Genomic DNA, 9271 nt, shown 5'->3' with positions numbered 1-9271 from the left:
CCTTCATTAGGTAACATTCATTTACTACTCATTTAAATTAAGTTCAGTCCTTCAGTATTTCGTAAGACTTCTTGGTATTGCCAAGCTTGTATCCATACCTACTATGACTTCTGCTGACTTCTTACAGCAATTGTTATCCATAGTTCTGTAAAAAAAAACTTTCCTATGTCTGTAAGACCTCCCCAGGTAAGAACAGTAACTTTCCCCTCATATACCTGCTATATTTACCCTAAATATCTCCGTACAACTTTGGACTTCAGTTTGTTTAGCAACCTTATCCGATATTATTGAGCCTGATATAGTTTCTGTTCGTCAGGTCAAGGGTTTGCCTAGCGCTTCCTTCAGATTCCACCTTGCGATGGACACCCTTGCATTTGGCTAACACTTCCCGTTGTAAAGGCGTGTTCGGGACTTACACCCTAGAGTTACTACCCATGCTGGGCACACTAAAAAAGTGCTTATGAACTCAGGTCCATAAGCACTTTTTTATATTATAGCATTAATCGAGCTAGATTTCTAATTCTTGACCATTCCTAAAAAGGGTAATTACAGGCCTTTGTTTTAAAGAACGAAGATACATTCTATAATTACAAAGTTCCGCTAAAGGGATTCCATTAATAGCTAAAACAATATCTCCCAATTGGTAATCTTGTTGGCCTTCCCCTATACCAGCAATGGTATAATAGCCATCGTAAAAAGCAATACCAAACCCAATACGCTCTAAAGTTGAAACAGACTTTGGTAAATGAGTTAGTCTTTTTAAATACACTCTATTTATTGAAGGAAGATACACAAGGTGAAATTGCTTAATAAACTCAACCCCCACTTGGCTAACAAAATTATTAGCCATAAAGGTAACCTCTTGGTTTTCCATAACCAATGAGCCTAAGCCTACCTGTAAATCTGAGGCAATAAAGCTTTGGGCAAGTTTATCATCAATACCGAAAGCTCCTATGCTTCCAACACTTAAATATTTATTGAACTTTTGATCGGATAAAAAAGACACTATTTCTTTATTAACTCCAAGAGACAGATAACCGGTATCCCCAGTATCAAACAACATATCCACCCTACCTCCTGCTAAGTTCATTGGCAGAACAATTCTATTTTGCTGGGTTCTATTGGCATTATTGATGGCCATAAACCCATTGTCTATTAATTTATCCATTAGTTCCTTTGAAGGATCTTGTAATATAATTTTTTTAGCAATAGGATCTATTTCTAAAACCCTATCCCTGTAGATAGAATTTCCTAGAATACCATCAATTTTATAGCAATCAAAAATTGGATCCTCTAACATTGGAAAGTCCTCTAAATTGGTAAAATGTAGGTTGAAAAAAGTATAATTCCCTACCTTGATGCTTTTTACTTTTAGAGTCTCTACCTCTTGTACTACATTATTGGCATCCACGGCATTTATCTGACTACTAGTTTGATATTCTTGCAATAAACTCTTTCTTATTGCAATGCCATCCCATCCTGTATCGAAGATAAAATTCATATCTTGATCATTTACCTTTAATTTTATAAGCATCCACCCTGCTTGATCGTCATAAGGTATTTCAATACGCTGGGCAACAGACAATAAAGGAAGTAGCACAAACAACAGCCACATTTTTTTTATAAAAAACATACTAAATCATCTAATATTTCACCCTAATGTAAAACATAAATATACATTACTAGTATATTTTAAGACTATAAGCGCCTGATTTTAACAAATTACTTCCATTTGAATCAAATTTATAGATCCGCATTTACAGTAAAACAAAATAAGCTAGGTAAACAATTAAACATTAAGACTTTTGTTGGGTAATTTTTTAAGGCATATCGAATTTGTTTTAGTATTTTTGACACTTTAAATCCAATAGGGAGATAATTAATATACATGAGAAAATTATTAATCGCCGCTTTTACCTTAACGGTGAGCACTCTAGTGCTTAGTGGTTGTGAAAAAGATGATATTTGCTCTGAAGACGAGCCAACAACACCTAATTTAATTGTGGAGTTCTATGATTATTTAGATCAAGAAATTCCAAACAACGGAATCGTTAAAGCCTACGCCATTGGTGAGGTGGATCATGTTATTCAAAGTACTAGCAATAAGATTATCCTGCCGTTTCGTTTAGACCAACAACAAACCACCTGGGTATTAGAATCCATAGATAGAACATCACAAGCATTAGAAGTAAGAAAAGACACCCTTACTTTTTCCTATAGAGTAGAGACCTTCTTCTTAAATAAAGCTTGTGGGTATGTTTCTCATTTCTTCTTAAATCAAGATGGAAGTTCCCCATTGTTAAATGGCAAGCAAAACAATACTAAAGGCAATTGGATTAAACAATATCAAACACAAACCAATGAAATTACTGATCAACAACAAGCACACTTTAAAATATTTTATTAGTCTTTCTTTATTATTGGCTTGTTCCATTTTAAGTGCTCAAGAAGTTATTATACAAACCCAGGAGGAAATCCTACCAATAGATCAGCCAAAACAGCAACAAAGTTTTGATGCTCCTCAACGCTATGGTCTTAGAATAGGAGCAGATTTATTCAGACTTACGCGTTCTATGTATGATAAATCCTACAAAGGTTTTGAGCTAGTGGGAGATTACCGCTTGACTAAAAATTGGTATTTAGCAGCCGAAATAGGAAACGATCGCATGGAAAGAAATAAGCACACTTATGGCTTTACTGCAAAAGGAAGCTTTATTAAAGTTGGGGCCAATTTCAATTTATATGAAAACTGGTTAAATGCAGAGGATGAAATATTTATTGGATTCAGATATGGAGTCAGCAATTTTTCACAAACTCTAAATTGGTACCAAATATATACTACAGACCCTTACTTCCCGAGCCAAAAGATTTACCCAGATAGAAAACAAAATGGGTTATCTGCTCAATGGGTAGAATTTGTAACGGGAATTCAAACTAGAGTATTTAATAACTTTTTCATGGGATTCACTTTGAGATTAAATGGTCTTTTAACTCAAAAACAACCGGAAGATTTTGAAAATTTATTTATTCCTGGCTTTAATCAAAAATACAGCGGATCTATTGGGGTAGGATTCAATTATACTATCACCTATTTTATTCCTTTCTATAAAAAGAAAATAAAACCTATACCTGAATCAGAATCTTCTGTTTTAGATGATTTGCAAGGTGAGGATATTCAAGCCCAAGAAATCCAATATATCAATAGCAATAAAAAACAACTAAATAAATAAGAAAGATAAAAGGGGCTGTCTCACACTTGAAGACAGCCTTTTTTTGTTTAATAAAAATCGTATTTTACTTAGTATAATTCAATTATTTAATCTGAAATATAAACTATACCTAATACATTACTTCTGATTGACAGCGAAATAACCTTTATAAGATAGTCTCTTTTTATTGTGGTATTTACACGTATTTATCTCCAAACTTCTTGATAAAGCCATTTTACCCCTGCTCTATACCAACACAAGGTTCATGAGGAATTACTTACATCAAGTAGCTAGCTGAACTAGTTCTATGGTAAGTAGGTTTATCCAGATAAAAACCAGCATCTCTGGGATCAATAGTTAACACCTCTACGGCTTTACTTTGTCCTATTTGCAAATCACAAGCCTTAAGAATGTAATTTTTAGTAAAACAGCTTAAGTCTATAGCTATTATAATAGTATAAGGAATAGCTACATTTGGTTGTATATCTATACCCCAATGCTTTGCAAGCTTATGACCTACTACTTCTTTACTAATAGCCCCACATAATAACTTAGTTGAATAAAACACACTTTATGGGTAGGTTCTAAAACTAAATGGTAATCTCCTCCATAGAGCTTTTTACCAGTATGGGTTTTATTAATTCACTTCTTAAATGGAGGAAGTATCATTTTGTATACAATGGCACCTTTCAATAGAGAAATCTTTGGTTAGGCCGTAAAGCGATTCTTGTTGCATAAATAAGAGCGTTTTTATAGTTAGGACTTACTTTAGCGCTATACTATAAGGGGAGGAAATACTGTATTGCCCCTATTTTTTAACTAACTTGAATGTAGTAAAATAATCAAAAGTCTCCTAATTAATACCCCTAAACTCCTCTGTTCTTTAGAATAGGAAGCAACGCTAAAAAAACACTTTAGGCACTTTTATCTACCTAAAAACTATACTTTAGCTAATATAACTGGATTTAGCCTAGTTTTACTGAGGTTTACCTTTTAAAAAAGACCTATACCTAACTTATTTATCTGTTCATCATATTTCTCTAGATTATATCTATATAATGCTTTGAGACGCAACGTTTTTAAGTGGAAATTGTCAAGTAAAAAAAGCGCCTTATTAGCAAAAGAAATTACTAATAAGGCGCTTAATATATGGTTATATAAATAGGTTTATTACCAAGTTTGTATGGTGTACCCTATATTAGGTTAACATTCCTCCACATACGTTTAGGACCTGTCCTGAAATATACAAAGACATATCACTTGCTAAAAACACACAAGCATCTGCAATATCTTTTGGACTACCTCCGCGTTTAAGTGGAATTGCATCTGTCCATCCTTTTACTACCTCTGGAGATAGTTTTGCAGTCATTTCTGTTTCAATAAACCCAGGGGCAATAACATTACAACGAATGTTTCTTGACCCCAACTCAAGAGCAATACTTTTTGAGAAACCAATTACTCCAGCTTTGGATGCTGCGTAATTCGCTTGTCCTGCATTTCCTTTAACACCTACAACAGAACTCATGTTAATAATAGAACCTCTTCTATTTTTCAACATAGTACGTTGTACTGCTTTTGTCATATTAAACACAGATTTCAAATTCACCTGAATTACTTGGTCGAAATCAGCCTCACTCATACGCATAAGTAAGTTATCTTTTGTAATTCCAGCATTGTTTACAAGAATATCAATATTCCCAAATTCCTTAAGAATTTGCTCTACTAATTCTTGTGCTGCATCAAAATCAGCTGCATTAGATTGATATCCTTTTGCTTTTACTCCTAAAGCAATTAATTCTTGTTCTAGCTCCACAGCTGCACTTTGTGAAGAACTATAAGTAAATGCAACATCTGCACCTTGTTCAGCAAATGCCAGTGCTATACCTCTTCCAATACCTCTTGTTGCACCTGTAACAATAGCTATTTTACCTTCTAATAATTTCATCTTAAAATTCAATTTTATTTTTTGAACCAAAAGCAAATATAAACATTTTGTATTTGTCTTACACTGTATTTTACTTTGTTTGAGGATATTTTTTAACAAACAACATATAAAGGCTCGTAATTACCAATAAAACACCAACGTAAAACGTATTTGAAAGCAACTCCAAATAATCCAACTGTCCTTGAGAAAAGCTCAATAGAATTAAAACTTGAGCACCATAAGGGATAATCCCCTGTACTACACAAGCAAAAATATCCAAAATAGAAGCAACGTCTGGACGATTTAATTTATAAGTATCCGTAATATCTCTAGATAAGCCTCCTGCTGTTAAAATAGCAACTGTATTATTGGCCATACATAAATTGATGCTAGTAACTAAAAGAGCGATACCATATTCAGCACTTTTAGCGCTTTTTATTTTCTTATGCATTAAAGCCAATAGCCATTTAATTCCACCTTGTTGTTCAACTAAAGCAGCTAGACCACCGGTTAACATAGATAACAAAAAGATTTCTGTCATAGAAGTAAACCCTTGATAAATATGACCAACAAGCCCTATGAAGTCAAAATTTAATTGCACCAAACCTATAACTCCAGCCATTAGAATTCCAAGAACTAAAGCTATAAATACCTGTACTCCTAAAAGAGCCAATACGATAATAGCTATATAAGGTAAGATAACCCAGTAATTATGTACTGGATCCAAGTCTAAAATAATTTCTTTACTTGAGTCTCCAAGGAAAAATAGAAGCACAAGAGTGATTAAAGCAGCTGGTAATGCATATTTTAAGTTTGCTTTAAACTTATCTTTCATATTACATCCAATGGTTTGAGTAGCTGTAATAGTGGTATCTGAAATAATAGATAAGTTATCCCCAAACATAGACCCTCCCAATAAGGATCCACATAAAAGGCCCATAGAAATATCGGTTTTTTGTGCTAAAGCAACTACGATAGGCCCTAAAGCAACCACGCTCCCCACAGAGGTACCAATAGAAAGCGATAAAAAGCAAGCAATTACAAATATTCCCAATGCTAAGTATTCCACTGGAATAAAACTAAGTCCAATATTTACCATCATATCTACTCCACCTATAGCAGAGGTAACTCCTGCAAAAGCACCAGCCAACAAATAAATAATACACATGGTGATAATTCTACTATCCCCGCAACCCTGCATTAGAGCAACGATTTTATTCTCTGTACTAGTTTTGTAGTACATTATAAATGCAGCGATGATTCCAAAACACATGGCAACTGGTGCTGGAAATTTATAAAAATCATCTAGAAGGATTCCCGCTCCTAGAAAAATCGCGACAAAGATAAAAAATGGAATAAAAGAGTAGAATTTGTTTTCTGACATCTGTACTAAAAATTAAAAATTAATTAAAAAGCCACAGTGAAAACAAAGTTATTGTCTTTTTTAATAGAGATTCAACGTTGTTTCCATTTCTGGCTTATCATTTTGTAGCACCTTGCTTGTTGTTGCAGGTTGCTATCCCCCTTGGCACCATAGGTACATTGGGAATTCTGGATAATAGATAGGGCAAAGATATTTATTTTTTCCATATAGACAAACCCTATTTCTGCTTTATGGGATAGATTACTAAATTTTGGCAAAAACTTTAACTTTTAATGCGGGCAGATTATTCCTAGCTTTGACCCATAATAAATAGTTAAAAACAATGAAGAAGTCACACATTTTTGCTGCACTTTTATGCTTAGGAATAAGCGGTTCAGCTTTGGCACAGAAATCTGCAAAGAATGCTATAGGGTTACGCTTTGGATCCAATAGTGGATTAGGTACGGAAATCTCCTACCAAAGAAAACTACATGCTAATAACAGGTTAGAGTTAGGCTTTGGTTGGAAAGACAGACACGATGTTAATGCTTTTAAATTAACTGGTATTTACCAGTGGGTTTGGAATATTGACAAAGGTTTTAATTGGTATGCTGGTCCTGGTGCCGCAGTTGGTACTTGGAACTACAGCAAATCCAGTGGAGGTAAAAGATATTCAGACAACGGAACATTCGTGCTTTTAACAGGAGACGTTGGAATTGAATACAACTTTGATTTTCCTTTACAAATTGCTTTAGATTTACGCCCAGAGATCTATTTAAATGACTCTTACCGTGATGGTTTACATTTTGATTTAGGATTGGCAGTACGCTACAGATTCTAAGACTCTTTTTTTTTTAACTATAACACCTTTACATAAAAAAGCATCTTTCCAATGGAAAAATGCTTTTTTTATACTTACTTGACAGTCTCTAAGATCATACTTTGACTTATCTTTTCTATGTTTAAACTATTGGCCATAGCAGAGAATATCTCAAAATAAGCCTGGTCGGTTTGTTTAATTAAATCTTGGTGTAAACCGCTTTGTACTACCCTACCTTTTTGCATAACAATAATTTGATCTGCATCAATAATTTGAGATATACTATGAGAAACAATAATAACAGTTCTATCCTTTCTAATGGCATCTAAACTGTTTTTAATATTCTGAGTTGCAATAGCATCTAGACTTGCAGTTGGTTCATCTAAAAACAAGATTGCAGGGTCTTTCAAAAACAATCTAGCTATAGCAATACGTTGCTGCTGTCCTCCCGAGAGCATTCTTGCATCACTTTGATAACCATCGTTTAACTCCATAATTTGCTGATGTATAGAGGCTTTTTTAGCAGCTTGTATAACTTGTTCCAAACTAGCCTTTGGATTACCATAGGCAATATTCTCTTGAATACTTCCTTGGAAGATATGGTTTTTCTGCTGTACTATTCCAATGTGCTTGCGAAGCTCTTTAGTATCGTATTTTACCAAGTCCACTCCATCCAAAAGAATTTCTCCAGATTTAGGCTGATAAAATTTATCCAAAAGACTAAGTACTGTACTTTTACCGGCTCCACTTAAGCCAACTAAAGCAGTGGTCTTACCTGGAAGAATCTCCATATTAACATCCTTAAGAGCTTGGGTTTTATTAGGGTAATCAAAGCAGACTTGTTTTAATTGAATCCTACCTTTTATATCACTGGCAATATAAGAGCCACTTTGCTCCTTTTGATTATCTTGTTTTAAAATATCAAAGAAACCCTCACTGTAGATCATAGCATCATTCACATCATCATAAATACGGTGCAGCTGTCTTATTGGGGCTGTTACGTTATTAAAAAGCAATACTTGAAACATAATTGCCCCTACTCCCATTTGTCCTTCTAAAACAAAATAGCAACTCATTAAGACAATAACAACTAGTCCGATTTGCTCCACAAATCCCTTACTTGCATCAAATAGAAAACTTGTTTTTCTAGTGTGCAATTGGTTTTGGGTCATGTCGTATTGGATCTTTTTATGTCTTTGGGCCTCTAGGGGCTCTCTCACAAAGCTTTTTATTACAACAATAGAGTTAATTAAAGAGATAATGCTATTGTTTTTATTTTCCCTATAACTTCTCATTTTTCTTCTAAACCCTTTTAGTTTGCTAGCTTGCAATTGTGAAATATAAAAGTAAACAGGAATAATTAAGCTACTAACTAACCCTATTTTCCAATTGGAATTATACATAATCACAAGTGCAACAAAAGCATTTAAAAACAAAGGAAGAATATCAATAAAGAAATTTTGTATTAATCTAGTTATACTACTAATACCCTGATCTATCCTAGTTTGTAGCTTACCGCTATCATTACTTGGATCGCTATAAAAAGCCATTTTATAAGATAAAATCTTCTCCACAACCTCTTGGGAGATATCTCTGGAAATGAAAATACGCAATTTTTCTCCAAAAAACCTTTGACCAAATTGAATAAAGGCGTTGATAACTTCTTTAACTAAAAGTATAATACTTCCGATGAGTAGAACTTTAAACCCCCATTGTAAAGACTCCCTTTTTTCAATAACTAAGGTTAAACTATCCACCATATATCCAATGACAAAGGCATTGATTTGCACTACAAAAGAACCGATGATAGTTAATAAAAAAGTAGCTAAAACCAAGTATTTATAAGGCTTTACAAATGGTTTTATCTCCGTAAGAATAGTTTTTAATCGCATAGGACAAAGATACTACTTTTAACTAGATTCAATTAAAATATAGTCCTCAAATTTATCACCTGC

General features: G+C 33.7%; 8 protein-coding genes and 1 riboswitch. Of the genes, 3 read left to right on the top strand and 5 right to left on the bottom strand.

Annotated elements, in window-relative coordinates:
• Positions 1–508: 508 nt before the first annotated feature.
• On the bottom strand, positions 509–1633 hold the full coding sequence (locus ACYSNX_RS06640) for a retropepsin-like aspartic protease (protein ID WP_461753896.1): 1125 nt from the start codon (positions 1631–1633) through the stop codon (positions 509–511).
• A gap of 255 nt (positions 1634–1888) precedes the next feature.
• On the opposite strand from ACYSNX_RS06640, the gene ACYSNX_RS06635 reads away from it, so the two are divergent.
• The gene (locus ACYSNX_RS06635; protein ID WP_461753895.1) at positions 1889–2407 is read left to right on the top strand and encodes a DUF6452 family protein; all 519 of its coding nucleotides are present in this window, start codon (positions 1889–1891) and stop codon (positions 2405–2407) included.
• The gene (locus tag ACYSNX_RS06630) at positions 2361–3230 is read left to right on the top strand and encodes a DUF6048 family protein (RefSeq protein WP_461753894.1); all 870 of its coding nucleotides are present in this window, start codon (positions 2361–2363) and stop codon (positions 3228–3230) included. Before ACYSNX_RS06635 ends, ACYSNX_RS06630 begins: the two co-directional genes overlap by 47 nt.
• A gap of 256 nt (positions 3231–3486) precedes the next feature.
• On the opposite strand, the gene ACYSNX_RS06625 is transcribed toward ACYSNX_RS06630, so the two are convergent.
• From ACYSNX_RS06625 to ACYSNX_RS06615, 3 genes are all read right to left on the bottom strand, one after another.
• Positions 3487–3777 (bottom strand): hypothetical protein, encoded by a 291-nt coding sequence (locus tag ACYSNX_RS06625; RefSeq protein ID WP_461753893.1) that lies wholly within the window; start codon positions 3775–3777, stop codon positions 3487–3489.
• 630 nt (positions 3778–4407) lie between these two features.
• Positions 4408–5154 carry a 3-oxoacyl-[acyl-carrier-protein] reductase gene (gene fabG / locus ACYSNX_RS06620; RefSeq protein WP_461753892.1) on the bottom strand — a complete coding sequence of 249 codons (747 nt, stop codon included), beginning with the start codon at positions 5152–5154 and terminating at the stop codon, positions 4408–4410.
• 70 nt (positions 5155–5224) lie between these two features.
• Positions 5225–6517 (bottom strand): Na+/H+ antiporter NhaC family protein, encoded by a 1293-nt coding sequence (locus ACYSNX_RS06615; protein ID WP_461753891.1) that lies wholly within the window; start codon positions 6515–6517, stop codon positions 5225–5227.
• Positions 6518–6584: 67 nt separating this feature from the next.
• Positions 6585–6697, bottom strand: a riboswitch (SAM-I-IV-variant riboswitch).
• A gap of 142 nt (positions 6698–6839) precedes the next feature.
• Between ACYSNX_RS06615 and ACYSNX_RS06610 the strand changes: the two genes are divergently transcribed.
• Positions 6840–7337 (top strand): hypothetical protein, encoded by a 498-nt coding sequence (locus ACYSNX_RS06610; RefSeq protein WP_461753890.1) that lies wholly within the window; start codon positions 6840–6842, stop codon positions 7335–7337.
• A gap of 74 nt (positions 7338–7411) precedes the next feature.
• Here the strand turns inward: ACYSNX_RS06610 and ACYSNX_RS06605 are convergent, their stop codons facing one another.
• Positions 7412–9208, bottom strand: coding sequence for an ABC transporter ATP-binding protein (locus ACYSNX_RS06605; RefSeq protein ID WP_461753889.1), 1797 nt, complete (start codon positions 9206–9208; stop codon positions 7412–7414).
• Between the last annotated feature and the right edge of the window lie 63 nt (positions 9209–9271).

This window comes from Myroides sp. LJL115 (genome assembly GCF_054871665.1).
Note: the sequence above shows the minus strand (reverse complement) of the source record. Positions and strands in the feature narration are given on the sequence as shown.

What these genes read in the sequence shown, in the direction of transcription:
- ACYSNX_RS06640 (WP_461753896.1), bottom strand. Translation starts at nt 1,633, where the DNA reads ATGTTTTTTATAAAAAAAATGTGGCTGTTGTTTGTGCTACTTCCTTTA.
- ACYSNX_RS06635 (WP_461753895.1), top strand. Translation starts at nt 1,889, where the DNA reads ATGAGAAAATTATTAATCGCCGCTTTTACCTTAACGGTGAGCACTCTA.
- ACYSNX_RS06630 (WP_461753894.1), top strand. Translation starts at nt 2,361, where the DNA reads ATGAAATTACTGATCAACAACAAGCACACTTTAAAATATTTTATTAGT.
- fabG (WP_461753892.1), bottom strand. Translation starts at nt 5,154, where the DNA reads ATGAAATTATTAGAAGGTAAAATAGCTATTGTTACAGGTGCAACAAGA.
- ACYSNX_RS06615 (WP_461753891.1), bottom strand. Translation starts at nt 6,517, where the DNA reads ATGTCAGAAAACAAATTCTACTCTTTTATTCCATTTTTTATCTTTGTC.
- ACYSNX_RS06610 (WP_461753890.1), top strand. Translation starts at nt 6,840, where the DNA reads ATGAAGAAGTCACACATTTTTGCTGCACTTTTATGCTTAGGAATAAGC.
- ACYSNX_RS06605 (WP_461753889.1), bottom strand. Translation starts at nt 9,208, where the DNA reads ATGCGATTAAAAACTATTCTTACGGAGATAAAACCATTTGTAAAGCCT.